This is a genomic window from Neorhizobium alkalisoli, assembly GCF_007829835.1.
GTDB lineage: Bacteria > Pseudomonadota > Alphaproteobacteria > Rhizobiales > Rhizobiaceae > Neorhizobium.
In genome coordinates this window covers 72,687-95,910 of record NZ_VIWP01000008.1, presented here as the reverse complement: position 1 = coordinate 95,910, position 23,224 = coordinate 72,687, and the positions used below count along the sequence as shown (strand labels likewise).

The following is a 23,224-nucleotide window of genomic DNA, read 5'->3' as shown; positions in this document are numbered from 1 at the left end:
CGATAATCCGCGCCTAAGATTGGTACCAATTTTGGATAACACAGAAGATCGCAATGAAAAATACCGATGCCGTCTGGGAAATCGTCGACAACAAGGCTCCCGATTTCTGTGATCTCAGCGATCAGGTCTGGGATGCACCCGAAGTCAATTACGAGGAATATCGCTCGTCTGCCGCCCACGCCGCCCGGCTCGAGGCGGAAGGCTTTCGGATAACCCGCAATGTCGCCGGCCTGCCGACCGCAATCATGGGCGAAGCCGGCGAAGGCGGCCCGGTCATTGCCATTCTCGGCGAATACGATGCGCTTCCGGGTCTGAGCCAGGAAGCCGGCGTGGCAGAGGAACGGCCGATCGTCGAAAATGGCAACGGCCATGGCTGCGGGCACAACCTGCTCGGCGCCGGCTCGATGCTGGCGGCGGCCGCCGTCAAGGATTACCTCGCCGCCAATAACATTCCGGGCCGGATCCGCTATTACGGCTGCCCCGCCGAAGAAGGTGGCTCCTCCAAGGGCTTCATGGTCCGCGCCGGCGTGTTCGACGATGTCGACATCGCCATCTGCTGGCATCCGGCCGCCTTTGTCGGCGTCAACAATCCGATCTCGCTTGCCTGCAACGAGCTGAACTTCCATTTTTCCGGCCGGGCATCTCACGCGGCAGCAACGCCGCATCTCGGCCGCAGCGCGCTCGATGCCGTCGAACTGATGAATGTCGGCGTCAATTATCTGCGCGAGCACATGCCTTCGACCGCCCGCATTCATTATGCGATCACCGAGACCGGCGGCCATTCGCCGAATGTCGTCCAGGCCCGCGCAACCGTGCGCTACCTCATCCGCGCCCGCGAACTGCCGGATCTGATGGAACTGGTAGACCGCGTGAAGGATGTTGCGGCCGGTGCTGCCTTGATGACCGGCACGTCCGTCCGCAGCGAAGTGATCAGCGGTGACGCCAACCTCGTCGGCAACACGCCGCTGGAAGAGTTGATGCACGCCCACATCGAGCGGATCGGCCTGCCGGATTTCGACGATGCCGACCGGGCGATTGCCGCGAAATTCCAGGAGACCTTCACGCCGGCCGATATCAAGGCTTCCTTTGCCCGTTTCGGCCTGAAGCCGCGGGCCAGCGTTTCGCTCTGCGACGTGATCTTCCCGCCGAATGCGGGCGATGGCACCATCGTCGGCTCTACCGATGTTGGCACGGTCAGCTGGGTTGTACCGACCGTGCAGATGCGCGGCGCAACCTATGCGATCGGCACGCCTGGCCATTCCTGGCAGCTGGTGGCGCAGGGCAAACTTGCTGCAGCTCATAAAGGCATGACTCAGGCCGCCAAGGTCATGGCCTCGACCGCTGCCGACCTCATCGCAAGGCCGGACCTGATCGAAGCCGCCAAGGCCGATTTTGCCGAGCGCCTTGTCGATACGCCTTTCGTCAACCCGATTCCCGACGACGTCGAGCCGCCGCTTCCTGCGACGCAGCCGGAGACGTCCCATGTCGCCTGACGCTGCAATCGTCCCGGATCGCCAGCGCCTGATGGCGCATATCCGCGAATTCGCCAAACGGGTAAAACTGTCGGGTACGCCTGAGGAATTGGAAAGCTTCCGTTATCTGGAAGCCCAGATGCAGTCTTTTGGCTACAAGACACAGCTGATCTTCCACGACGCCTATATCAGCCTGCCCGGCAAGGCGAGCGTCGAGGTGGACGGCAAGCCGCTGAAGAGCATCACACATTCCATGTCGGTGCCGACGCCGGCCGAAGGTGTCACAGCACCCCTCGTTTATGTTGGCGAAGGCCATGCGGCGGATTTCGCCAAGGTCGATGTGCGCGGCAAGATCGTGCTGGTCGATGCAATCGCTTTCGAGGACGTGGCACAGCTTGCAAGCCAACATGGCGCCGTCGGCGAGCTGCATGTCACGCCGAACGAAAACCTCTATGAAATGTGCGTGTCGCCCGTCTGGGGCAGCCCGTCGCAGCATACGCGTGAAAACCTGCCGACGACGGCGATCTGCACCATTTCGCAAGCCGATGGCACACCACTGCGCGAGGCCTGCCTTGCCGGCAAGGCACCGATCGCAACGCTCGTTACCGAAGTCGATACCGGCTGGCGCAAGACGCCGATCCTGCAGGCGGATCTTGCCTATTCCGACGATCCCGATGCGCCTTTCGTGCTGTTCTCCGGCCATCATGACACCTGGCATTATGGCGTCATGGACAATGGCGGCGCCAATGCCACCATGCTGGAGGCCGCGCGCCTGCTGGCCGAGCGGAAGTCGGAATGGAAACGCTCGCTGCGGCTCTGCTTCTGGTCCGGTCATTCGCATGGCCGCTATTCCGGCTCCGCCTGGTATGCAGACGAATATTTCGACGAGCTGGAACGCCGCTGCCTTGCGCATGTGAACGTCGATTCCACCGGCGGCGAAGGCGCAAGCGTGCTGACCAATTCGTCGGTCATCGACGAGTTGCGGGCCGTTGCTGCCACGGCCATCAGGGATGTGACCGGACAGGTGCATCTCGGTCGCCGGCACGGCCGGGCTGCCGACCAATCCTTCTGGGGTGTCGGCATTCCCTCCATGTTCGGCAGCCTCAGCCATCAGCCGCCCGGGCCGGTCAAGATGCCGGTAGCGCTTGGCTGGTGGTGGCACACGCCGCATGACACGGAAGAGCATATCGACCCCGACAATCTCGCCCGCGACACCGATATCGTCCTGCGCGTCCTGCGGCAGCTTCTTTCGTCCAATGTCGTGCCGCTCGACTACACGATCTATGCCGCTTCGCTGAAAAACGAGTTGCTTGCCCTTGCCAAAACCCTGGGCGACCGGCTGGAGATCGGCTCGCTTCTATCCGCCGTCGATGAGCTTGACGCTGCCGCGCGCAGCCTCAATCAGGCTGCAAAGGCAGCCGAAGGAACTGAAGCCGTCGCCCTCGACGATCGCCTGCGCCGCGCCGCCCGCCTGCTTGTGCCGCTGAACTATACGTTCGGCGATCGCTTCCATCCCGACAGCGCCGTGCCTCATCCAGCGTGGCCATCGCTTTCCGGCCTGCGCGAACTGGCCGAACTGCCGGCCGGTGACAAGGACACGCCTTTCTTCCAGGTGCATGCCCGCCGTAGCCGCAATCTCGTTCTCTCGACACTGCGCCAGGCCCGCGAGGTTCTTGCCGGCTGAGTGAACCCAATCTGATCCAAATAAAAAAGGGAACTACCAATGAATAACAGGATGATCTTGGCTGCCGTCGCGGCAGCCCTTGTGGCCGCCGCAGCGCCCGCCGCTCAGGCCAAGGACTGGACCCATGTGAAGGTCGGCATCGAAGGCGCCTTCCCGCCGTGGAATGCACTCGATCCGCAGGGCAATCTCACCGGCCTCGACGTCGATCTGATCAAGGATCTCTGCACCCGCGCCAAAGTGGAATGCGATCTGCAGGCCGGCGAATGGTCGGCGATGATCCCCAGCCTGAATGCCGGCAAGTTCGACCTGATCATGACGCTCGGCATCAACGAAAAGCGCAAGCAGGTCGTCGATTTCACCGTGCCTTATGCCAGCGGCGTTGCAAGTTTCATCGTCGAGAAGGACGGCCCGCTCGCAAAAATGCCGATGACCGGCGAAAAGCTTGACCTGAACGACAAGGAAAAGGCCGATCCGGTCATGAAGTCGATCGGCGAGATGTTGTCCGGCAAGGCCGTTGGCGTTGTCCAGTCGACCAGCCACGAACAGCTGATCACCGCCTATTTCGGCAAGGACGTGACGCTGCGCACCTACAAGAATTCCGGCGAACGCGATCTCGACCTCAAGGCCGGCCGCATCGATGCCGGCTTCGACAGCGGCGTTTATGGCGCCACCCTGCCCTCCAAGCCGGGCAACGAGGATCTGACAATCGTCGGCCCGCAGCTGAAGGGCGCCATGCTGGCAACCGAAGTCGCGATCGGCATGCGCAAGGGCGAAACCGAGCTTAAGGAAAAGCTCGACGCCGCCATCAAGTCGGCAGCCGCCGATGGCGTGATCAAGACCCTGTCGGTCAAGTGGAGCAAGCTCGACTTGACCCCGACATTCTAAGTCGAAGCGGCGGACCCGCACGGGAGCGCCGAAAGGCCTCCCGTGCGGCCCATCGTTCTCAGGATGAGACCGGGGTTTTCGAGATGAAACCGGAACAAGAGCAAGGCGGATGACCCAGCCGACCCTATTTGACCTGATCGGAACCGGCCCCAATGGCTGGGGACCGGCATTGCTGACCGGCGCCATCATGACGGTCCTGATCGCCATCTCCGGATTTGCGATCGGCGCAGCGATTGGTGCCCTTGGCGCCTGGGCGAAGATTTCCGGCGGCCCGGTGCTGCGCGGGATCGCATCGACCTACACGACGATATTGCGCGGCATTCCCGACCTGCTCGTCATCTACCTCTTCTATTTCGGCGGCAGCAGCGTCGTCACCGCAGTCGGGCGCTGGTTCGGCGCCGAGGGCTTTATCGGCTTTCCCGGCTTCCTCGCCGGTGCGCTTGCCGTCGGCATTACCTCCGGTGCGCAGCAGACGGAAGTTTTCCGCGGCGCCTTCAAGGCGGTGCATGCCGGCGAAATCGAGGCCGCGATCGCCTGCGGCATGTCGCGCTTCCTGTGCTTCCGCCGCATCATCGCGCCGCTGACCCTGCGTCATGCGCTGCCCGGCATGGGTAATGTCTGGCAGGTAACGCTCAAGGAATCGGCGCTGGTTTCGGTGACAGGGGTTGTCGAACTCTTGCGCCAGGCCCAGATCGGCGCCGGCTCTACCGGCATGCCGTTCGATTTCTATGCGATTGCAGCCGTCATCTATCTGGCAATCTCGACCGTATCCGGCGGGCTTCTGCAGCTCGGCGAAAAGCGCGCCTCGCGCGGCGTCAGGAGAGCCTGATGGATTTTCCCTTTCTCTACGAAACCTTCCTGACGCTGATCGCGGCCCTGCCGCTGACGCTGCAGCTAGCCGCAACCGCCATCGCGTTCGGCGCCATCCTCGCACTTGGTCTGGCGCTCTGCCGCATCTCCGGCATCCTGCCGCTCGACTGGTTTGCGCGCCTCTACATCTTCATCTTCCGCGGCTCGCCGCTGCTGGTGCAGATCTTTCTGATCTATTACGGGCTTGGTCAGTTCCGCGAAGTCCGTCACAGCATGTTCTGGTTCATCCTGCGTGATCCATACTGGTGCGCGGTGATTGCCCTGATGCTGAACACGGCCGCCTATGCCGCCGAGATCATCCGCGGCGGCCTGCTTTCGGTGCCGCATGGCCAGGTTGAGGCCGCGCGATCCTGCGGCATGTCGCCCTTCATGGTTTTTCGGCGCATCACCCTGCCGCTTGCGGTCCGCCAGGCGCTGCCGGCCTATTCCAACGAGATGATCTCGATGGTGAAGGCCACATCACTCGCCTCGATCATCACCATCATGGAAGTGACCGGCGTTGCGGCAAAACTTATTTCCGAAACCTTTCGGGCGATCGAGGTCTTCGTCGTCGCGGGGTTCATCTATCTCGCGATCAACTTCGTGCTGACCCGTCTCGTCGCCTTCGTCGAATACCGACTTAGCCCCCATATGCGCCAGCCGGCGCCACTTTCGGCCGCTACCGTTGCAGGAGAAATCCGATGACCGTTTCTTCAAACTCTCCCTCCGTGCCGGCCATCGAAGTACGCGGCCTGCGCAAGAGTTTTGGCCCCGTCGAAGTGCTGAAGGGCATCGACCTGACCGCCCATGAAGGTGAAGTCCTGTCGATCCTCGGCGCATCGGGATCCGGCAAGTCGACCATGCTCCGCTGCATCAACATGCTGGAAACGCCCGATGGCGGCGATATCGTCGTTGCCGGCGAAAAGGTCGCGATGAAGCCCGGCCCGCATGGCAAGAGCCGCGTCGCCGACCGCGGCCAGGTGCAGCGCATCCGCTCCGAGCTCGGCATGGTCTTCCAGAGTTTTAATCTCTGGTCGCACAAGACGGTGATCGAAAACATTATCGAAGCGCCGATCCACGTGCAGAAGCGCTCCCGAACCGAGGCCATCGAGGAGGCCGAAGCACTGCTGGCAAAAGTCGGCATTGCCGACAAGCGCAACCATTATCCCTCGCATCTCTCCGGTGGCCAGCAGCAACGCGCGGCGATCGCCCGCGCGCTCGCCATGCGCCCCAAGGTGATGCTGTTCGACGAACCGACCTCGGCGCTTGATCCGGAACTGGTCGGCGAAGTGCTGCGCGTCATGCGCTCGCTTGCCGAGGAAGGCCGCACCATGCTCGTCGTCACCCATGAAATGGGCTTTGCGCGCGACGTCTCGAGCCGGGTCGTTTTCCTGCATCAGGGCGCGATCGAGGAACAGGGCACGCCGCAGGAAATGTTCGCCAACGCGAAATCGGAACGTTTCCGCAAGTTCATCAGCGGCTGACAACGAAATCAACAAATCCAACAAGGAGAAGGGAACTAAAATGAAGATGATCAGGATATTGGCTGCAGCGGCGCTCGCTGTTTCGGCCCTGTTTTCCTCCGCCGCAATGGCGCAGGAAAAGACCGAAATCACCATCGCCACCGAAGGCGCATTTCCGCCCTATAACCTGACCCGCGCCGATGGCACGCTGGACGGTTACGACATCGATCTGGCGCACTATCTCTGCGACCACATGAAGATCAAGTGCACGATCATCGCCCAGGCCTTCGACGGCATCATTCCGGCACTGAATGCCGGCAAGTTCGACGCCATCATGGCCGGCATGTCGGCCACCGAGAAGCGCAAGGAAGTGATCGATTTCTCGATCCCCTACGGCAATACCGGACAGGGTTTTGCCGTGCTCAAGGACAGCGATCTCGTCAAGCTGCCGTTGCAGGGTGATCTGTTCTCGCTCGGCTCGAATGAAGCCGGCGCGCGCAAGGCAATCGAAGAGATGAAGCCGATGCTTCAGGGCAAGACGATCGGCGTGCAGACTGCCTCGATCGCGGCTCGTTTCGTCGACGAATACATGAAGGGCATCGTCCAGGTCCGCGAATACAAGACGACCGAACAGCACGATCTCGATCTGCTCGCCGGCCGCATCGATCTCACCATGGCATCGATGGGTTACCTGAAGACCGCCGTCGAAAAGCCGACCAATTCCGACATGACCATCACCGGCCCGCGCTTTCAGGGCGGCTTCCTCGGCGCCGGCTCGTCGGTCGGACTGCGCAAGACCGACACGGCGCTGAGGGCCAAGTTCGATGAAGCGATCACCGCCGCCAAGGCCGATGGCACGCTGAAGAAGCTTTCGGAAAAGTGGTTCGGCTTCGACGTGACGCCGCAATAATTCCGGCCATTTCGACATGTTTTCCCGTTCGGCCGAAACCTGGCCGGGCGGGAATTCCACCTCATAGCGGCCAGAAATGGCCCTTCCATTCTTGATCGGCAGGGCAGCGGGTATAGACTGGCTCGAATTCCACGGGGAAAACGAGATGACAGTGCGCCCGCCACGGAATTTCAGTCAGGCCGGTCTCGCCGAGACCGGCTTCAACGTGCTCGAATATGAACTGATGGCGGAGCGGGCAAGCGCGCTCGGCCGCACCGGTTCGACTGCCGAAGCAGCACTTGCTGCGCTCACAAAGGGCGAGAGCAACGGGATCGGCGAGGCAGAGCATGAGAAACTCGTGCAGGCCGCGGCCGATGCCGTCTGGGCGCTGTTCATCCAGCGGGAAATCTGCGGCCTGCGCAATGGCCGCGATGTCGTTGCCCGCTACGGCATCCCGAACAAGGTGCTGGTCCGGCTGGGCGCAGCGCCGGCACCCCGCCCGCATCTTTGAAATATTGTTCCTTCTCCCCGCGCATCCTCTATGGCTTAATCCATCGGAACATAGCAGCCGAGGAGAATGGCATGGGCGAGGATCACACCCACGATGACGCGGACCATCACCATGATGCGAGCCACTGGCGCGACCATGGCGTAAAGGTCATTCCGGGCAATTCGCTGGACCCGAACACGGCCCAGACGCCGGGTATGAACCGCGCGACCGCCATCAGCAAGGCACGCGCCGGCGCCGAAAAGATCTGGGCCGGCACCGTCACGATCCATGCCAATGCCAAGACCGGCGCCCATCATCACGGCGATCTCGAAAGCATCATCTACGTGGTGAAGGGCAAGGCGCGGATGCGCTGGGGCGAAAATCTGGAATTCACTGCTGAAGCCGGCCCCGGCGACTTTATCTTCGTGCCACCCTATGTGCCGCATCAGGAAATTAATGCCAGCCGCGACGAGACGCTGGAATGTGTGCTCGTCCGCTCCGGGCAGGAGCCGGTTGTCGTCAATCTCGATATCGAACCGGTGGAAAAGCCTGAAAACGTGGCGTGGATCGACCCGATCCATCGCCAATAGGCTAGTCACCGAAAAAGGCCGCCACATCGGATGTGACGGCCTTTTAAAATTCAGGGATAGGCCGTCGAGCCGTCCGGCTTGCGCGTGACCTTGCGCTCCCAATGAACGTAGTCGTCGGTCGCGAGCACCTTCTCGTCGATCTCGATGCCCCAGCCTGGGCGATCCGGGCGCAGCTCCATATGACCATTGACCGGCATATAGGGGTCGAGCGCCCAGGGCGCATGGACATGCGGCTTGAACTCGAGAATCTGGAAATTCGGCTGCACCGCTGCGAAATGAATGTTGACCGCGGTCGCGAGCGGTCCCATCGGATTATGCGGCGCGACCGTGACGTAATGCGCTTCCGCCAGCGTTGCGATGCGGCGCATCTCGGTAACACCGCCAACGACGCATATATCCGGCTGGATGATATCGGCGCCCTGGGCCGAAAGAAGCGACAGGAATTCGAAGCGGTTATAGAGCGATTCACCCGTTGCCAGCGGCACGGTCAGCTTCGACTTCAGCTCCCGCCAGGCCGGAATATGTTCGGGCCGCAGCGGTTCCTCGTAGAAAAGCGGATCGTTCAGCGCGATTGCAGCGGCAAGCTGCACGGCCTTGTAGGGCTCGAAGATCTTCGCATGCGCGTCGAAGGCGAATTCGTAATCGGACGGGCTGATCTCGCGGATCCTGCCAAACCAGTCGCCGGTTTCTCTGACCAGCTCGCCCCAGCGGCCGGAATGCAGATCGCGGCGATAGGGGCTGAGCTTGAAGGCGGTATAGCCGTATTTCTCGTTAAGCTCGAACGTCTGGTCGAGAAGCCGTTCGGGATCCGGCGCGGAATAGACGCCGCAATAGATCCGGACGCGATCGCGCACATGGCCGCCGAGAAGCATATAGACCGGCAGCCCTGCGGCCTTGCCGGCAATATCCCACAATGCATGGTCGATCGCGGAAATCGCGGCAAGGCCGAGCGCTCCGGGAGGAAAGCGGCATTGCTGGTTGAGTTTCAGCACGAGGAATTCGACGCGACGCGGATCCTCGCCCTCGATCTGGTGGAAGAGATAATCGAGCAGCGGCGGCAACGCCCAGTCCGGGCCGTGATTATAGCACTCACCCCAGCCGGAAATGCCTTCACTCGTCTCGATCTTCAAAAGCAGCCGCGGGCGTTCGTCCACGCGCTGCATGTACGTCTTTATTCCGGTAATATGCACTTTGAAATTCTCCGGTCAGGCGGCGAGCGCTTCGGCTTTCACATGGTCGACAATGCCGCGCAGGATGCGGCGCTCGTCCTCATTCAGGGCAACGACGCCCGGAAGACGAACCGGCCCGACATCTGTGCCGAGCATGCCGAGCGCTTCCTTCACCACAGTGACATTTGCGCCATTGTTGTATTTCGTCCGCAGCGCCTCGAAGCCGGCAATGGCATCGATCAGGCCGCGGGCAGCCGCATAGTCACCGGTTTCCAGAGCCTGATGAATGGCATGCGAGCGCTCGGGGAAGACATTGACGAGGCCCGAGGTGAAACCACGCGCACCCATGGCGTAGAAAGCCGGTGCCCAGCCTTCGGCAAGTCCGCAGACCCAGATCGCGGGCGCGTCATAGGTCGAGCGGATTACTTCGGACAGCAGCATCAGGTTGGGCGACGCAAACTTGATACCGGCGATATTGGGATGCAGGGCGAGCCTGCGAAAATCGGCAACGGAAAAGCCGTCGCTGCGCACATAGGCGATGACCGGAACGGTCGAGAAATCGGCAAGATCGAGGAAATAGCCGGCCTGATAGGAGGGACCGGCAAAGGGATCCATCGGATGATGGCCCATGATCGCATCGGCACCGCTTGCAATCGCATCCTTTGCCAGCGCCTTGGCTTCGGTCAGCGAGCGGCCGACTGCGGCACTCACCAGTGCCTTGCCTGCAGCAGCTTCGATCGTGGTGTCATGCACAAGCCGCACTTCGTCCATCGTCAGGGTGAAGAATTCGCCGGTATTGCCGGCAGCCATAAGATTGTGGACCTTTGCTGCGGCGAGACGCCGGATCAGTTGACCGAGCTTTTCGACGTCGATGGACCCATCCTTCTGATAGGGCGTGACCGGGACACCCGAAATACCCTTCAGGGCCGTCCTCACGGCCTCAAGCTTGTCGCTCACGTCAGATATCCTCCTGCTTTCCGAATACGATATTGAGATAGGTATCGCCGGACCGGACCACGTGGTCTCTCATCACCCGCTCGGCGAGATCGGAATCGCCGGCGATGATGGCCTGTGCGATCGCGAGATGTTCCTCCAGCGCCTTCTGGCGTTCTGCCGGATCGAGATGAATGACGCGGCGGATGCTTGCGTCGTAAAACTGCTGCCGCTCGATCAGCTTGGCGAGATAGGTGCAACGGGAACAGTCATGGATCTGATCGTGAAACATCTCGTTCAGTTCGATCAGACGATCCGCATCCCCGGAGGCTGTCGCCTTCTTCATCAGATCGGCAACGGATTGCAGCTCCGCCTTCGCCTGCTTGCCGATGCGCTTGGCTGCGAGATGGGCGATCATCGATTCCAGTGCCGCACGCGCCAGGATCATTTCCTCCGCCCACTGGCTGCTGAAGCGAATGACGATGCCGCGCCGCGGCAGCGCTTCCACGAGACCTTCGGTTTCGAGCTGCCGCAAGGCTTCCTTGACCGGCGTCGTGCTGACGCCAAACTGTTCGGCCAACCCGCGCTCGTTCAGCTTTTCGCCCGTGGCGAAGCTGCCTGAAAGGATGGCGCTGCGCACCGTGCGGTAAACGTGATCTCGGACGGTCACCTGGAAGGCGGGATCGATTTTCGCAAATTGTGCGGCGCGGGCGGTGCTTTGATCGGTTTCGGCCATTTTTCTCGAAATTCGTTGACGACCCATTTTTTGTGTGACATCTGGTATATCAGATTTCAGCCAATTGTCGATATTTAAATTGGCGGGATCGAAAAACGAGGTTGAGGAGCCTTGGGGAGGTCATCGCCATGAAGAGATATTGCGCCACTGCGCGCAGGACCGCGCCGAAACTCGGCGCGCAGCCACGGGGAAGGCCTCGCCACTCCGGTTTTTCATCAGGAACCAAGAGCGACTTTATTCGGCCAACGCTTGTGCAGCCGACAGTCGCCGCTTTGGCGCAGGTCCGGAAAACATCGTTTCCGCTCAATCAATTTGAACATTCCTTGAAAGGTTCCGCAGATGGCAAACACTGCTTCTGAACCCGTCGGCGTGCCGCGTGCAGGCTATCAGCGGTTCATCGTTCTCGCCCTGATCACCGTCATCCTTGCCGTCAGCACAGGAGACCGGGCGACGCTTTCCGTCGCGGGACCGGGTATTTCGAAGGATCTCGGCATCAGCGCGGTCAATATGGGCTGGCTGTTCTCGGCTTTCTCCTGGAGCTATTTCATCGCCCAGGTTCCTTCGGGCTATATCGTCGATCGCACGGGCGCCAAGATGGCGATGCTGATCTCACTGGCCGGCTGGTCGATCGCGATCACGCTGGTGAGCGGCGTTAGTTACGTCGCCTTCCCGGTCGTGGCCCTTTATGCCCTGCGCTTCATTCTCGGCCTGCTGGAAGGTCCGGTTACGCCGGCTTCGGCCCGCATCATCGCCGCCTGGTTTCCCTCGGCCGAACGCGGCGTTGCCGGCGCAATCTTCAATTCGGCGCAATATCTGTCGCTGGCCGTCTTCACGCCCCTGATGGGGGCCCTGTTCCACTATCTCGGCTGGGAACATATTTTTACGGTCATGGGCGGGCTCGGCCTTGTCCTCGCAATCATCTGGGCGGCCTTCTATTACGCGCCGAGCCGCCATCCGCGGGTGACCCAAGAAGAGATCGCCTATATCAAGGCCGGCGGTGCGCTGACCGATGTCGGCGGCGAAGCGGACAAGAGCCCGGAAGCACAGCTTCCGACCCGCACGATTGCCAAACAGATCCTGACGAACCGGATGCTGGTCGGTATTTTTATCGCCCAATATTGCATTGCTACGCTCTCGACCTTCTTCATCTCCTGGTTCCCGAGCTATCTCGTGCAGGAGCGGCATTTCTCGATGCTGCAAGCTGGTTTCGTTGCATCCCTGCCCGCCATCTTCGGCTGCATCGGCGGCGTGTCGACCGGCTTCTTCTCCGACTGGCTGCTGCGCCGCAGCGGCTCGCTCAGCTTGGCTAGAAAAATCCCGATCACCATCGGCCTCGGTCTCAGCGCCTGCATCATTCTGTGCAACTACACCGAGGTGAACGCGATCGTCGTGGCGATCATGTGCGCCGCCTTCTTCGGCAAAGGCTTTGGAGCGCTCGGCTGGACAGTCGTTGCAGATACGGCACCCAAGGAAGCGATCGGCCTGACCGGAGGCCTGTTCAATGCGGCCGGCAGCGTCGGCGGCGTGATTACCCCCGTCGCGATCGGCTATATCATCGATGGTACAGGCTCATTCCACGGCGCACTGCTTTATGTCGGCTTGCATGTCATCGGGGCCGTGATCAGCTACTGGGTGATCGTCGGACCGATCGAGCGCTTCAAGATTACCGGTGCCAGGACAGACCGCGCGCCTGCGGATCTTCCCCTCTCCGCAGCGCAGGGCAGCAACCGTTAAATCTGAACGCTCCTGCGGCCGGGTTGACACTCGGCCGCAGCATTCGAAATCGCATGTCAGCCGCGCTTTGCGCAGATGCCGATAATGTCCTCGCTGCTCATCACGTCACCGAAGATGCGGTAGAAGGCGATCAGCGCGGCGTTATGGTCTTCATCGTTATGGGCGGCATTGGCGTCCGTCACCATGATCGTCTTGAAGTTCAGCATCATCGCGTCACGCGCAGAACTTTCGCAGCAGGTATTGGTAACGGTGCCGGCAATCAGGACGGTATCGTAGCCCTGAGCCCGCAAGATTTCCGGCAGCTCGGACGAGCCCTGGATGAAGGCCGAATAACGGAACTTTCGAACCCTTTCATCCTCCGGCCGCACATCGAGCTCGCCCCAGAGCGCATGCCCGACCGATCCCGCCGTCATGGCTTCGACCCGTTTGCGACCGTTTTCCGGCTTCAGATAGTCGTAGAGAACCGACCATGACGAAAAGCAGCTCTCGTCATGGGTGTTCTCGATCCAGAACACTTTTCCGCCCGCCCGACGCAGTGCCTCGGCCAGCCGGTTGATCGTCGGCACGATTCTCGGCGCCATCTCGCAGAGGGCGTGAGCGACGCCCGGCATCATGAAACCATTCTGCATGTCGATAACGACGAGCGCGGTCTTGGCCGGATCGAGATCGGCAAACGGATGCGCCGTACCCCGCCGCGCAATCACGCCGTCGATCACGGACTGGGGAATATCGAGCTTGTGCATAGAGGTGGTCCTTTTCCGTCAGCCGGACGCGCAAAAATCAGACGATAGACGCCGACATCCGCAACCCTTCGATCATCGAACTTTTCAGCACATGCGCGTGCAGTGCTTCCCGGTCGCCAGTGATCTTCTGCAGACCGGCCAGAATTTCGCGCCGGCGCTCGGGGCTTCTTTCGCGCATGCGGGCGCGATTGGCATCCGCCTGCGCGAGGATCTGGTCACGGGCAATCGGCCGGCGGCGGCGGTCATAAAGCGAAAGCCCGTCGAGATCCGCCTCGCCTTTCAAGATCGCCGACAAGGCCGCGCTGAGCTCGAAGGCGTCGTGAATGCCGCCATTGAGACCCATACCGCCCGACGGCGAATTGAGATGCGCCGCATCCCCGACCAGCAGCACACGGCCATGCACGTAATTTTCGACGATGCGCTGATGGACGCGATAGGGCCGCTTTTCGATCACCTCATAGGTTTCCGCGCGCGGGACGATCTCTTGCAGGCTGCGCTCCACCGCTTCCGGTGTCAGCTGATCCTCGATCGGCAGATCCTCCTTCGGATAGATCGAGACGCGCCAGCGCCCCGGCACTTTCAGAAGCGAAAAATTGCCATCGTCCTTCCAGCAATAGGAAACGTTCGAAATGCCTTCGAGATGCTCTTCGAAGGGAAAATGCGTCGTCACCAGAAGCGTGGTTTCCGGATAGGTCAGCCCGCCGAATTCGATGCCGAGCGTCTTTCTGACGATGCTGCGCGCACCATCGGCGCCGACCAGGAAACGAGCACGGAGCGTCCCCTCCTCACCTTCAGCCGAGCGCGTAAGCACAGTGACGCCATTCTCATCCTGCTCGAAGCCGGTGACTTCGGTACCAAAGCGCCGATCGGCTTTTTTCTCTTCTGTCAGCGCATAGGCGAGAGCGACCGAAAGTTTCCATTGCTCGCATTGTAGCCGGAAAGGATGTTTCGTGTCTTTCTCCAGAACCGACAGATCGAACACCGCCCGGTCGCCATCCGGATGCAGGCGGATCTGCCAATGCGGGCAAACCAGACCTTGGGCGACAAGCTTTTCCGAGATCCCAAGCGTCTCGAGCATGTCCAGCGTCGGCGGATGAAAGGTCGAGGCGCGCAGATCCTCTTCGATTGCCGCTTCCTTTTCGAGAACCACGACGTCGAAACCGGCACGTGTCAGCAGAAGCGACAGGCAGAGGCCAACGGGACCGCCGCCGCAGATGACGACCTCGCAATCAAACTTGTTCTTCTCGACCATGCGTCTTCCCATTCCAAATGCACGGTTCCAGACTTGACGAACCGCAATGTTGTATTATCAATAGAACAACTGAACGCGATCGATCAAGCAAGAGGTCGCGACAAAAAAACGGGAACGTAAAACGTGGCGGATGAATTCGAAGCGCGCAGGGTCGTTGTGGCCGGCGGCTGCGGCGGCATAGGCCGGGCGGTCGTCAGGGCATTGATTGCCAAGGGCGCGACCGCGATCATTCTTGATCTGGAAGCATCGATTGCCCGGCACGGCGTTCCGGAAGGGGCATTCGCCTTTCCGCTGGATGCCAGCAATGCAGGAAGTGTCGATTCGGCATTCGCAAAAGTCGTCGAACAGTTCGAGGCCATAGACGGACTGGTCAATCTCGTCGGCTTTTCGCGGGAAAGACAGCCGGTCGAACAGACGAGCGACGAGATCTGGGACGACGTCACGGCTGGCAATCTCAATTCGGCCTTCTACATCGCCCGCGCCGCTCTGCCGCTCCTGAAGAAGGGGCGCGATCCGGCGATCGTCAACACCTCCTCCGGCCTCGCGCTGAAGCCGACACCCGGTTACGGTCCCTATTCGGTTTCCAAGGCTGGCGTTCTGGCACTGACCCGGCTTCTGGCACAGGAAAACGCGCCGCTCATCCGCGCCAATGTGGTTGCGCCATCAGCCGTGGATACCGCCTTCCTGCATGGCGGCACGGGGCGTGGCGGTGATGATGGGAACGCCACCCGCATGGATGTCGACGCCTATCTGAAAACCGTACCGCTCGCGCGGCTTGCGACCGCTGACGACGTCGTCGGTCCGATCCTGTTTCTTCTCTCCTCCCAATCCGCTTACGTGACGGGCCAGACCCTGCATGTGAATGGCGGACTTCTGATGGTGTGATGCTTATGAACAGCCTGCTTCCCAACGCCTTTTCATCGGATGTAACCAGCCTGATCGGCGGCGAGATAAGGCCTGTCTCGGGGCATGAGATCCCGGTCTTTTATCCGGCCACCGGCCAGCAGATCGCCACTTTGCACGAAGCGGACGAGACGGAGATCGACCTCGCGGTAAAGGCCGCGCGCCGCGCCTTCGACAAGACCGACTGGCCGCGGCTTTCGGTCGAGAAGCGCCAGGACATCCTGCTTAAGATCCACGACACGATCGTTGCCCATGCAGATGAACTGGCGCGGCTGGAATGCCTCAATCTCGGCGTTTCCATGCGCGAACTGCGCGAACGGCACGTGAAGCGCGCCGCTTACAATTTCCGTTTTTTTGCCGAATATATCAGCCAGACCAAGGGCGACGTTTATGACCAGACGCCGGGTTACCGCTCGCTGGTCGTACGCGAACCGGTCGGCGTCGCGGCCCTGATCGCGCCCTGGAATGCGCCGACGGCGCTCGCCTCGATGAAGGTCGCGGCCTGCATCGCCTTCGGCAATACCTGCGTGCTGAAACCGTCCGAGCAGACGCCGCTGGCGCTGCGCCGCTTCGTCGAGCTTCTGCATGAGGCCGGGCTGCCGGATGGCGTCGTCAATATCGTCAACGGCCGCGGTGCGATGACCGGCGAAGCGCTGGTCAACCACCCCGGCATCGACCGCATCAGCTTTACCGGCGGAACGACCACCGGCCGCCGGATCATGTCTCAGGCCGGCCTCAGGCTCAAACCCTGCACACTCGAACTCGGCGGCAAAAGCGCCAATATCGTCTTCGCCTCGGCCGATCTCGACCGGGCGCTGGATGCGGCACTGGTCAGCATCTATTCCAACAATGGCCAGCAATGCCTGGCCGGCTCGCGCATTCTGCTGGAACGCTCGATCGCCGATGATTTCATCGGCAAATTCGTCGAGAGAGCCGGAAAGATCCGGATCGGCGATCCGATGCTGGACGAGACTGAGCTCGGACCACTGGCGTCGGCCGCTCATCGCGACCGTGTCCTCTCCTTCGCCGATATTGCCACGTCGGAAGGCGCCGAGCTGCTGATTGGCGGCAAGGCCGCCAGCCTTTCCGGCGATCTTTCCGGTGGCTATTTCATCGAGCCGACAGCCGTGCTTGCGAAATCGAATTCAGCCAAGGTCTGCCAGGACGAGATTTTTGGCCCCTTCGCAGCCTTCCTCACCTTCGACACCTATGACGAAGCGATCGGAATGGCGAACGACACCCAGTTCGGCCTCGTTTCCTATCTCTGGTCCGACCATCTGCCGACCGTGGAAGCGGCAAGCCGCGATCTGAAATCCGGCGTCGTCTGGGTCAACACGACGATGACCCGCGAGCTGCGCGCGCCCTTCGGCGGCTACAAGGATTCCGGCATCGGCCGCGAAGGCGGCCAGTCGAGCGAGCAGTTTTATGCCGAGGTAAAAACGGTCACGATACCGACCAAGCCAATTACCGTGAAGAAGATCGGGATTACCGACTGACAACCGCCAGAGAGGACTTTCCATGACAACGCGACGTTCCCTTTTGAAGCATACCGCCGCGATCGCCGCAGCCGGTCTCTTTCCCATGCCCGCCATCGTCAGGGCGCAGGCGCTGGAACAGATCAACGTCCTGACACCCTTCGCCTTCGGCGCAAGTTTTATCGAGATGATGAATGCCGTCTCGGGCGGCCACTTCGCCAAGCAGGGTCTTGAGGTCAAGCTCGAAGCCGGACGCGGCGGGGCCCAGACCCTGCAGCAACTCGTCTCCGACCAGACCCGTTTCATCCGCATCTCCTCGATCGAGCAGATCGGCGCGGTCGAAAAATCCGGCGAGGATCTCGTCTGCTTCTCGAACCTCTACCAGGCCTCGACCTTCCATCTCGTCTCGCTCAAATCCAAGCCGATCAAGTCCGCAGAAGAACTGCGCGGAAAAACCGTCGGTCTCGTTTCGGTCGGCGGGTCGACGGAAATCTTTCTCAACCTGATGCTCCACAAGGTCGGCGTTCCGCCCGCAGAGGTGAAGCGTGAAGTGACCGGCGATACGCCCGGTGCGCTCGGTATCCTGCAGCAGGGCCGCGTCGATTGCTTCATCTGCTCGATCAATGTCGTCGCCGCGCTTCGGCACATGGATGCGCCGGTGGAAATCTGGTCGACCGACCGTTATGCCCCAATGCCGAGCCAGGGCTATGTGGCAAAGCGCAGCGTCATGGAAAAGAATGCCGACCAGTTCGTGCGGATCTCCAAGGCACTGACGGCATCGGTCAACGAGATCATCACCCAGCCGACCGAGATGATCTATCAGCGCGCCGCCAAGGATTTTCAGATCCCGCGGATGGACAAGATGGACGAGCTGGTGGCGATCACCAAGGCGACGGTCGACGATCTCTGGCTGTCGCAGGGCAAGGAAAACCTGATGCGCAACGTGCCGGCGCTCTGGGCCTCCGGCGTCGAAACGCTGCGGGATTCCAAGCTGACCACCGCAACGGACCCGACGAAATTCTACACCAATACCTATATCGATCAGGCCCTGAAGGGCTGAGGAGACAATCGCCGATCTCTCAGGAGATCGGCGACCATTGTGCGACGGGACCGATGCTCTGTCGCGACACCCGCATCCGATATTCGAAGCGGTCAGGCGGATAATACCCTTCCTGATGCAGCACGGGATCGTGTTCGGCATTGAACATCAACCGGCGCATGACGATCAGCGGCGAGCCCGCCTCCACGCCGAGATATGTCGCGATCTCCGGGCCTGCAGCCGTGGCGCTCAGCACCTGGTCGGCATCATAGGCCTCGACGCCTCCCAGTTCGAGGGCGCGGATGATCGGCTCGTTGCCGACCGCATCCTGTTGCAGAAGCAGGCTGTAGCGCTCGGGCACATGCAGGACGGTGAAGGAGATCGGCATCTCTTCCATGCTGCGCAACCGGGTGATCCGCAGGCAGCGTTCGGACCTGAGCTTGCGGGCAATTGCAGGCTCGGCATCGATCATCTGCCAATCCAGCGTCACCGCGGTCGTGCGTTTCTCGAAGGACAGGAGATTGTCGAGAACGCTGGATATGTCAGCCTTTCCCGCCGCATCCTTGGCCGGATCGTCATTGGGATGGGCCGGAAATGTGCCCTTGCCATGCACGCGCCGGATCAGGCCTTCCTGCTGCAATTGCTGCAGGGTCTTGCGGATCGTCACACGGCTGACGCCGTAGCGCTTGGCAAGCATCGGCTCTGAGGGAAGCGGATGGCTGATATCGAGCGCGCTTTCCGTCAGCAGCTGGCGCAGCTGCAGATAGATCTGGTGATAGAGCGGCTGGATACGGCGCGGCCTTGAAGGCTGACGTTTCTTGCCGGGATTTTCCTCGCCCAACGCAAACCTCCCGTATTCCGTGCGATCGTTTCCGCCCTATACCATTGCAGGACCGAAGGAAAAGCAAATTCGGCGAATACGCAGCACCGATCCTCATCGTCGTCCGTCAATCGCCCTCTTCCCATCATGCATGATGTATGCAAAACAATACAAGTTAGATTTGACCGACCTTGCAGCTTCGCAGGCGGGATTTGCGAGAGGGAAAGCCATGTCCGTAGCCTATGCGCCAAAGGGTCTCGTCGGGGTCTTCACGCCGCAGGCCAATACGACCGTCGAGCCGGAAATGGCGCTGATGACGCCGCCCGGCATGGCATTTCTCAACGCCCGGATGACAAGTACCGCGGGCACGATCACGGAACGGCTGGTGGATTACATGGGCCAGTTCCCGGCCCAGCTCAGCCAGTTCGCCAATGCCCCTCTCGATGTCGTCGCGATCGCCTGCACCGGCGCCTCCTACCTGATCGGCAAGGATGCAGAGGACGTGCTTCTGAAACAGATATCCGACAAGGCGGGCGGGCCGGCCATCACGGGTGCGACTGCCTCTCTCGCCGCCCTTTCGGCGCTTGGCGCCAAGAGGATCGGCCTGGTCTCACCTTATAACTCGGCTCTCGATGCCGAAAGCGCCGGTTACTGGCGTTCGCGCGGGCTGGATGTGGTGGCGGAAGTCAGCGCCTATCGCGAAACGGAAGAATTCCACCCGATCTACAGTCTCGACGCCGCGGCAGCGGCAAAAGCGCTGAAAGAGCTGGAGGGCGAGGATCTCGATGCCGTGCTGATGCTCGGCACCGGCATGCCGACGCTGGACGCGATCGCGGCCCAGCCTTTCCTCGGCAAGGCGCCGGTTCTCTCCTGCATGCTGTGCCTCGGCTGGCATGCAGCGGCTCTGGTCGACCCGAAATTCGACGGTAAAGCAGGACTTTTGGACTGGGTCCGCGGCGGCATATGGAAGGAAGCCCTTCGCCGCAGCCGTGGTGTTGTCGCGTGAAAAGAGGCCGGCGAGAGGATTCCCCCGGCCCGCCGGCCCATCTTTACCCGACCAGATCGAGCAGCTGCGCGCGCGACATCTCTTCCAGCCGCAATTGCGGAAGAATGTCGTTCTCAGCCCTGAAATTCCGGCCGTAAAGGGCGGAAAACAGTTCCACACCACTTTCATGCAACGGCATTTTCACGCCCGCAAGCCTGCCAAGTTCGACCAACGGATACAGGCCGAACGGCACGTCTTCAGTCACGAAACGTGTATCCAGCGTCGCCGGACCTTTCACATGCGGCCGGGCCGCCGCAACCGTCTGGGCCATCTGGCCGACCGATCCGCGCTCCACGCCGAACGAATGGACATAATGGTCGAAGACGGAGCGCACCGACAGTCCGAACGAGGCGGCCAGCGCCAGACGTTCCTCGTCGAGCGCCTCCATCAGCTTGCCGGCGCCTTCGGTGATGCCGCCATAACTCGACCAGTCCTCGCCCTTTTCCATGCGGGTGAAGTTGCAGAGAGCGATCGCCATATGCGCCGGCGGATTGAGGTTGGAAAGCGCGGTCGCCATGACGCTCGGCTTCTCATCGAAAGCGACGCCGAAAACGTCCGCGCAGAGCTCGGCCGCCGCCGTGACATGGCCGGCGGGAATGCTGGCGACGTCGAGCCGCTTTCTCAGAAGCGATACGGCGACGCTGTCCGCGCCCGAAGATTTTGCCGTCACCACCGTCGTCGCCCAGGCAATGACCGGCACGTCGAGGCCCCGCGCCTTGATCGCCTGCGCCATCAGCACGGCGCTGAACGACAGCTCGGCGCTGATTATGACCGTCTGGCCATTCTTTAGATGCGGTGCGATCGCCGAAATCACCGTCGCATGGCCATTCGCCGGCACGGCGACGACAAGCAGATCGGCACCCGCCAAAGCTGCAGCGGCATCTGATGCGACCGTAACCTGAAACTCTCCCTCGCAAATCCCGGTCGCGCTCAGCACACCCCCGGACGATAACCGTCCGAGGGCTCGGCCAGAGGGAGACCAGATCGTCACCAAATGTCCGCGAGAGGACAGATAAGCCGCATAGGCTTTGCCGATCGCGCCGGCGCCGAGAACCGTGATCTTCATCAATTGATCCCCATCGCCGTCTTCAGCGCGGAAAGTTCCTGGTTGAGCGCATCCGAAAGGATCGCATCGTCCACCACGGCGGCGCGGCTTGTCAGCTTGGTTCGCACTTCAGAGATAAGGTGCTGACGCACGGCCGAAGGCTGGGCAAGCACATCCTCGGCCAGCCGGGCGCGAACCGCCATCGGCCAGATCCGGTCATAGTCGTTACGCTCGGGACCGAAGGCAAAATCAGAGAGTTCGCCGCGCAGTTCGCGCATCTCGATCCGCCGCTCTTCCGTCTCGACGACCGAGACATTGCCATTGGCGCCAAGGATGACACCGTAATCCTCTTCGGCCTTGGCGGCACTCAGCAACCCGCCACGTACGTCGTTTGCGATGACCTGCGCATCGCGCTCCAGCGGATCGCCGAAACCGCCGCCGGCCGGTGTGACGATGCTGACCACGTCGCCCTTACCCATTTTCAACACGTTGATCTTGCCGATTTCCTGTTCTCGTTCGGTGCCCGGATTGGTGGTGACGGTCGCAAGACGACCCTCTTCGCCGCCGCGCACGCCCCAGGGGCGGAAATGGAAGCGATTCATGCCGCGCACCGTCATCGTCGCCTCAAGCCCGGTGTTTTCGAGCTCCATGACAAGAGCCGAGCCGCCGCGCCATTTGCCGGCCGACTGGGTGTCAGTCAGCATATGATAGGCCTTGATATGCATGACGGTCTCGACCTCGATCACCTCGGTCGGCACGCTTTTCAGCGAGCCGAACCGGCCATCGACGCCATCGACACCGTCCACGCCGAAGCGGCCGCCGCCGCCGCCGCAGATCGGGTTGATGACCGAGACGCGGTTCTTGCCGGTGCGCTTGTCGCGCGCCGTCACGACGATGATGCCGGCCATGCCCGCGCCTGCGGCGACCAGACCTTCCGGCAGCGCCTTGTCGAGGCAGCCGATGACGGTGTCATAGACGCGCGTGCCCGAGGCGACGCGCGAGCCCATGGCGGCCGGATAATTGGCGTTGATGACCGTGCCGCGCTTCGCCTTGACCGTGATCGGCCGCAGCAGGCCGGCATTTTTCGGCGCTTCCGGATCCTTGGAGAGAAGGAAATAGACCAGCGCCTGTGCCACATATGGGTGGGTGCGCTCGCCGATGATAAAATTGTAGGCGGCCGGCACCTGCGGATCCGTGCCGGTAAAGTCGAGCTCGATACTGTCGCCCTTCACCCGCATCGTCGTCATGATATGGGTGTACTGGCCCTCCTCAAGACCTTCGAGATAGTCGCTGAACTCGTATTCACCGTCCGGAATATCGCGGATGATGGCGCGGGCCTTTACCTCGGCGAAATCGATGACCTCGTTCATACCGGTCGTGACGCTCTCCTGACCATAGCGGTCACAGAGCTGGTTGAGGCGCTTTTCCATGCGCTTCATGGCCGACAGCATGGCCTGGAAATCGCCCCACATCTCGTCGGGAATGCGGCTGTTGTCGAGGAAGACGTTCTTGATCTCCTCGTTCAGCTCGCCGGCCTTGTAGAGCTTTACGGGCCGCATGCGCAGGCCTTCCTGGAAGGATTCCGTGAAGGCCGGCGAGATCGAGCCGGGCACGCCGCCGCCGATATCCGACGCATGCACGAAGGCCCAGCCGAAGGCGATCAGCGTCTCGCCTCGGAACACCGGATAGATCATCGTCACATCCATCATGTGGGTCAGAAGACCCTCGGTGGAGAACGGGTCGTTGGTGATGATGCAATCACCCGGCTTCAGGCTGGCGACATCGATCTGCGCCAGCGTCGCCTGCAGGGGAAGGCCGATGAAGACGGTGACGCCGGTTCCGCTCGGATAAGCAAAAATATCGCCCTCGACGGTAGCCAGCGCGCATTGATAGTCCTGCACCAGCTTGACGAAGGTCGTGTGCGCCGTGCGGTGCAGAACCGTCGATCCCTCCTCAACGATGGCCGAGAAGCGGTTGTTCATGATGGCGGTACGGATCGGATCCATGA

Annotated in this window: 22 protein-coding genes; 14 read left to right on the top strand and 8 right to left on the bottom strand. The window is 61.3% G+C overall.

The genetic code is table 11. The features are described 5' to 3' along the window. Positions 1-53: 53 nt before the first annotated feature. From FHW37_RS25355 to FHW37_RS25315, 9 genes are all read left to right on the top strand, one after another. Entirely contained in the window at positions 54-1,493 is a 1,440-nt protein-coding gene (locus tag FHW37_RS25355; RefSeq protein WP_145641436.1) for a M20 family metallopeptidase, read from the top strand. After that, complete coding sequence (locus FHW37_RS25350) at positions 1,483-3,156, top strand: M28 family peptidase (RefSeq protein WP_145641435.1); 1,674 nt, start codon at positions 1,483-1,485, stop codon at positions 3,154-3,156. The genes FHW37_RS25355 and FHW37_RS25350 overlap by 11 nt, the downstream gene beginning before the upstream one ends. Positions 3,157-3,195: 39 nt before the next feature. Then, positions 3,196-4,041: a transporter substrate-binding domain-containing protein gene (locus FHW37_RS25345; RefSeq protein ID WP_145641433.1), complete on the top strand. Its 846-nt coding sequence runs from the start codon at positions 3,196-3,198 to the stop codon at positions 4,039-4,041. A gap of 109 nt (positions 4,042-4,150) precedes the next feature. Continuing rightward, the gene (locus FHW37_RS25340) at positions 4,151-4,870 is read left to right on the top strand and encodes an ABC transporter permease (RefSeq protein ID WP_145641431.1); all 720 of its coding nucleotides are present in this window, start codon (positions 4,151-4,153) and stop codon (positions 4,868-4,870) included. Then, positions 4,870-5,595: an ABC transporter permease gene (locus FHW37_RS25335; RefSeq protein ID WP_145641429.1), complete on the top strand. Its 726-nt coding sequence runs from the start codon at positions 4,870-4,872 to the stop codon at positions 5,593-5,595. Before FHW37_RS25340 ends, FHW37_RS25335 begins: the two co-directional genes overlap by 1 nt. Further along, on the top strand, positions 5,592-6,374 hold the full coding sequence (locus tag FHW37_RS25330) for an ABC transporter ATP-binding protein (protein WP_145641428.1): 783 nt from the start codon (positions 5,592-5,594) through the stop codon (positions 6,372-6,374). The genes FHW37_RS25335 and FHW37_RS25330 overlap by 4 nt, the downstream gene beginning before the upstream one ends. Positions 6,375-6,414: 40 nt before the next feature. Then, a complete protein-coding gene (locus tag FHW37_RS25325) occupies positions 6,415-7,263 on the top strand; it encodes a transporter substrate-binding domain-containing protein (RefSeq protein ID WP_145641426.1) in 849 nt (282 codons plus the stop codon). 145 nt (positions 7,264-7,408) lie between these two features. Next, positions 7,409-7,753, top strand: a complete 345-nt coding sequence (locus FHW37_RS25320) for a DUF6665 family protein (protein ID WP_145641425.1) — start codon at positions 7,409-7,411, stop codon at positions 7,751-7,753. Between the two features lie 71 nt (positions 7,754-7,824). Next, positions 7,825-8,322: a cupin domain-containing protein gene (locus FHW37_RS25315; protein WP_145641423.1), complete on the top strand. Its 498-nt coding sequence runs from the start codon at positions 7,825-7,827 to the stop codon at positions 8,320-8,322. A gap of 50 nt (positions 8,323-8,372) precedes the next feature. On the opposite strand, the gene FHW37_RS25310 is transcribed toward FHW37_RS25315, so the two are convergent. The 3 genes from FHW37_RS25310 to FHW37_RS25300 are packed head-to-tail and all read right to left on the bottom strand — an operon-like array spanning position 8,373 to position 11,160. Beyond that, positions 8,373-9,512, bottom strand: coding sequence for a mandelate racemase/muconate lactonizing enzyme family protein (locus FHW37_RS25310; RefSeq protein WP_145641421.1), 1,140 nt, complete (start codon positions 9,510-9,512; stop codon positions 8,373-8,375). Between the two features lie 15 nt (positions 9,513-9,527). Beyond that, entirely contained in the window at positions 9,528-10,457 is a 930-nt protein-coding gene (locus tag FHW37_RS25305; RefSeq protein ID WP_432442897.1) for a dihydrodipicolinate synthase family protein, read from the bottom strand. Next, positions 10,450-11,160, bottom strand: coding sequence for a GntR family transcriptional regulator (locus tag FHW37_RS25300; RefSeq protein WP_145641418.1), 711 nt, complete (start codon positions 11,158-11,160; stop codon positions 10,450-10,452). The genes FHW37_RS25305 and FHW37_RS25300 overlap by 8 nt, the downstream gene beginning before the upstream one ends. 339 nt (positions 11,161-11,499) lie before the next feature. On the opposite strand from FHW37_RS25300, the gene FHW37_RS25295 reads away from it, so the two are divergent. Continuing rightward, a complete protein-coding gene (locus tag FHW37_RS25295) occupies positions 11,500-12,894 on the top strand; it encodes an MFS transporter (RefSeq protein ID WP_145641416.1) in 1,395 nt (464 codons plus the stop codon). 56 nt (positions 12,895-12,950) lie between these two features. Here the strand turns inward: FHW37_RS25295 and FHW37_RS25290 are convergent, their stop codons facing one another. Both FHW37_RS25290 and FHW37_RS25285 read right to left on the bottom strand, forming a co-directional pair. Next, positions 12,951-13,637, bottom strand: a complete 687-nt coding sequence (locus FHW37_RS25290) for an isochorismatase family protein (RefSeq protein WP_145641415.1) — start codon at positions 13,635-13,637, stop codon at positions 12,951-12,953. Between the two features lie 37 nt (positions 13,638-13,674). Continuing rightward, positions 13,675-14,889, bottom strand: coding sequence for an FAD-dependent oxidoreductase (locus FHW37_RS25285; protein ID WP_145641413.1), 1,215 nt, complete (start codon positions 14,887-14,889; stop codon positions 13,675-13,677). Positions 14,890-15,012: 123 nt separating this feature from the next. Between FHW37_RS25285 and FHW37_RS25280 the strand changes: the two genes are divergently transcribed. Genes FHW37_RS25280 through FHW37_RS25270 form a run of 3 tightly spaced genes read left to right on the top strand, consistent with a single transcriptional unit; the run spans position 15,013 to position 18,327 of the window. Next, entirely contained in the window at positions 15,013-15,774 is a 762-nt protein-coding gene (locus tag FHW37_RS25280) for an SDR family NAD(P)-dependent oxidoreductase (protein ID WP_145641412.1), read from the top strand. A gap of 5 nt (positions 15,775-15,779) precedes the next feature. Continuing rightward, complete coding sequence (locus FHW37_RS25275) at positions 15,780-17,288, top strand: aldehyde dehydrogenase (protein WP_145641410.1); 1,509 nt, start codon at positions 15,780-15,782, stop codon at positions 17,286-17,288. 22 nt (positions 17,289-17,310) lie between these two features. Further along, positions 17,311-18,327: an ABC transporter substrate-binding protein gene (locus FHW37_RS25270; protein WP_145641408.1), complete on the top strand. Its 1,017-nt coding sequence runs from the start codon at positions 17,311-17,313 to the stop codon at positions 18,325-18,327. 19 nt (positions 18,328-18,346) lie between these two features. On the opposite strand, the gene FHW37_RS25265 is transcribed toward FHW37_RS25270, so the two are convergent. After that, entirely contained in the window at positions 18,347-19,147 is an 801-nt protein-coding gene (locus FHW37_RS25265; protein WP_145641407.1) for a GntR family transcriptional regulator, read from the bottom strand. A 208-nt stretch (positions 19,148-19,355) separates the two neighbouring features. On the opposite strand from FHW37_RS25265, the gene FHW37_RS25260 reads away from it, so the two are divergent. Further along, complete coding sequence (locus FHW37_RS25260; RefSeq protein WP_145641405.1) at positions 19,356-20,132, top strand: maleate cis-trans isomerase family protein; 777 nt, start codon at positions 19,356-19,358, stop codon at positions 20,130-20,132. Positions 20,133-20,175: 43 nt separating this feature from the next. On the opposite strand, the gene FHW37_RS25255 is transcribed toward FHW37_RS25260, so the two are convergent. Both FHW37_RS25255 and FHW37_RS25250 read right to left on the bottom strand, forming a co-directional pair. Then, entirely contained in the window at positions 20,176-21,237 is a 1,062-nt protein-coding gene (locus FHW37_RS25255; protein WP_145641403.1) for an NAD/NADP octopine/nopaline dehydrogenase family protein, read from the bottom strand. Beyond that, complete coding sequence (locus tag FHW37_RS25250) at positions 21,237-23,222, bottom strand: hydantoinase B/oxoprolinase family protein (protein WP_145641402.1); 1,986 nt, start codon at positions 23,220-23,222, stop codon at positions 21,237-21,239. The genes FHW37_RS25255 and FHW37_RS25250 overlap by 1 nt, the downstream gene beginning before the upstream one ends. Positions 23,223-23,224 lie beyond the last annotated feature (2 nt).

Bases quoted from the DNA above. Each gene is read 5' to 3' on its own strand.
- FHW37_RS25330 (WP_145641428.1), top strand. From the start codon at position 5,592: ATGACCGTTTCTTCAAACTCTCCCTCCGTGCCGGCCATCGAAGTACGC.
- FHW37_RS25300 (WP_145641418.1), bottom strand. From the start codon at position 11,160: ATGGCCGAAACCGATCAAAGCACCGCCCGCGCCGCACAATTTGCGAAA.
- FHW37_RS25285 (WP_145641413.1), bottom strand. From the start codon at position 14,889: ATGGTCGAGAAGAACAAGTTTGATTGCGAGGTCGTCATCTGCGGCGGC.
- FHW37_RS25295 (WP_145641416.1), top strand. From the start codon at position 11,500: ATGGCAAACACTGCTTCTGAACCCGTCGGCGTGCCGCGTGCAGGCTAT.
- FHW37_RS25290 (WP_145641415.1), bottom strand. From the start codon at position 13,637: ATGCACAAGCTCGATATTCCCCAGTCCGTGATCGACGGCGTGATTGCG.
- FHW37_RS25340 (WP_145641431.1), top strand. From the start codon at position 4,151: ATGACCCAGCCGACCCTATTTGACCTGATCGGAACCGGCCCCAATGGC.
- FHW37_RS25250 (WP_145641402.1), bottom strand. From the start codon at position 23,222: ATGGATCCGATCCGTACCGCCATCATGAACAACCGCTTCTCGGCCATC.
- FHW37_RS25260 (WP_145641405.1), top strand. From the start codon at position 19,356: ATGTCCGTAGCCTATGCGCCAAAGGGTCTCGTCGGGGTCTTCACGCCG.
- FHW37_RS25355 (WP_145641436.1), top strand. From the start codon at position 54: ATGAAAAATACCGATGCCGTCTGGGAAATCGTCGACAACAAGGCTCCC.
- FHW37_RS25335 (WP_145641429.1), top strand. From the start codon at position 4,870: ATGGATTTTCCCTTTCTCTACGAAACCTTCCTGACGCTGATCGCGGCC.
- FHW37_RS25255 (WP_145641403.1), bottom strand. From the start codon at position 21,237: ATGAAGATCACGGTTCTCGGCGCCGGCGCGATCGGCAAAGCCTATGCG.
- FHW37_RS25345 (WP_145641433.1), top strand. From the start codon at position 3,196: ATGAATAACAGGATGATCTTGGCTGCCGTCGCGGCAGCCCTTGTGGCC.
- FHW37_RS25325 (WP_145641426.1), top strand. From the start codon at position 6,415: ATGAAGATGATCAGGATATTGGCTGCAGCGGCGCTCGCTGTTTCGGCC.
- FHW37_RS25315 (WP_145641423.1), top strand. From the start codon at position 7,825: ATGGGCGAGGATCACACCCACGATGACGCGGACCATCACCATGATGCG.
- FHW37_RS25270 (WP_145641408.1), top strand. From the start codon at position 17,311: ATGACAACGCGACGTTCCCTTTTGAAGCATACCGCCGCGATCGCCGCA.
- FHW37_RS25275 (WP_145641410.1), top strand. From the start codon at position 15,780: ATGAACAGCCTGCTTCCCAACGCCTTTTCATCGGATGTAACCAGCCTG.
- FHW37_RS25320 (WP_145641425.1), top strand. From the start codon at position 7,409: ATGACAGTGCGCCCGCCACGGAATTTCAGTCAGGCCGGTCTCGCCGAG.
- FHW37_RS25350 (WP_145641435.1), top strand. From the start codon at position 1,483: ATGTCGCCTGACGCTGCAATCGTCCCGGATCGCCAGCGCCTGATGGCG.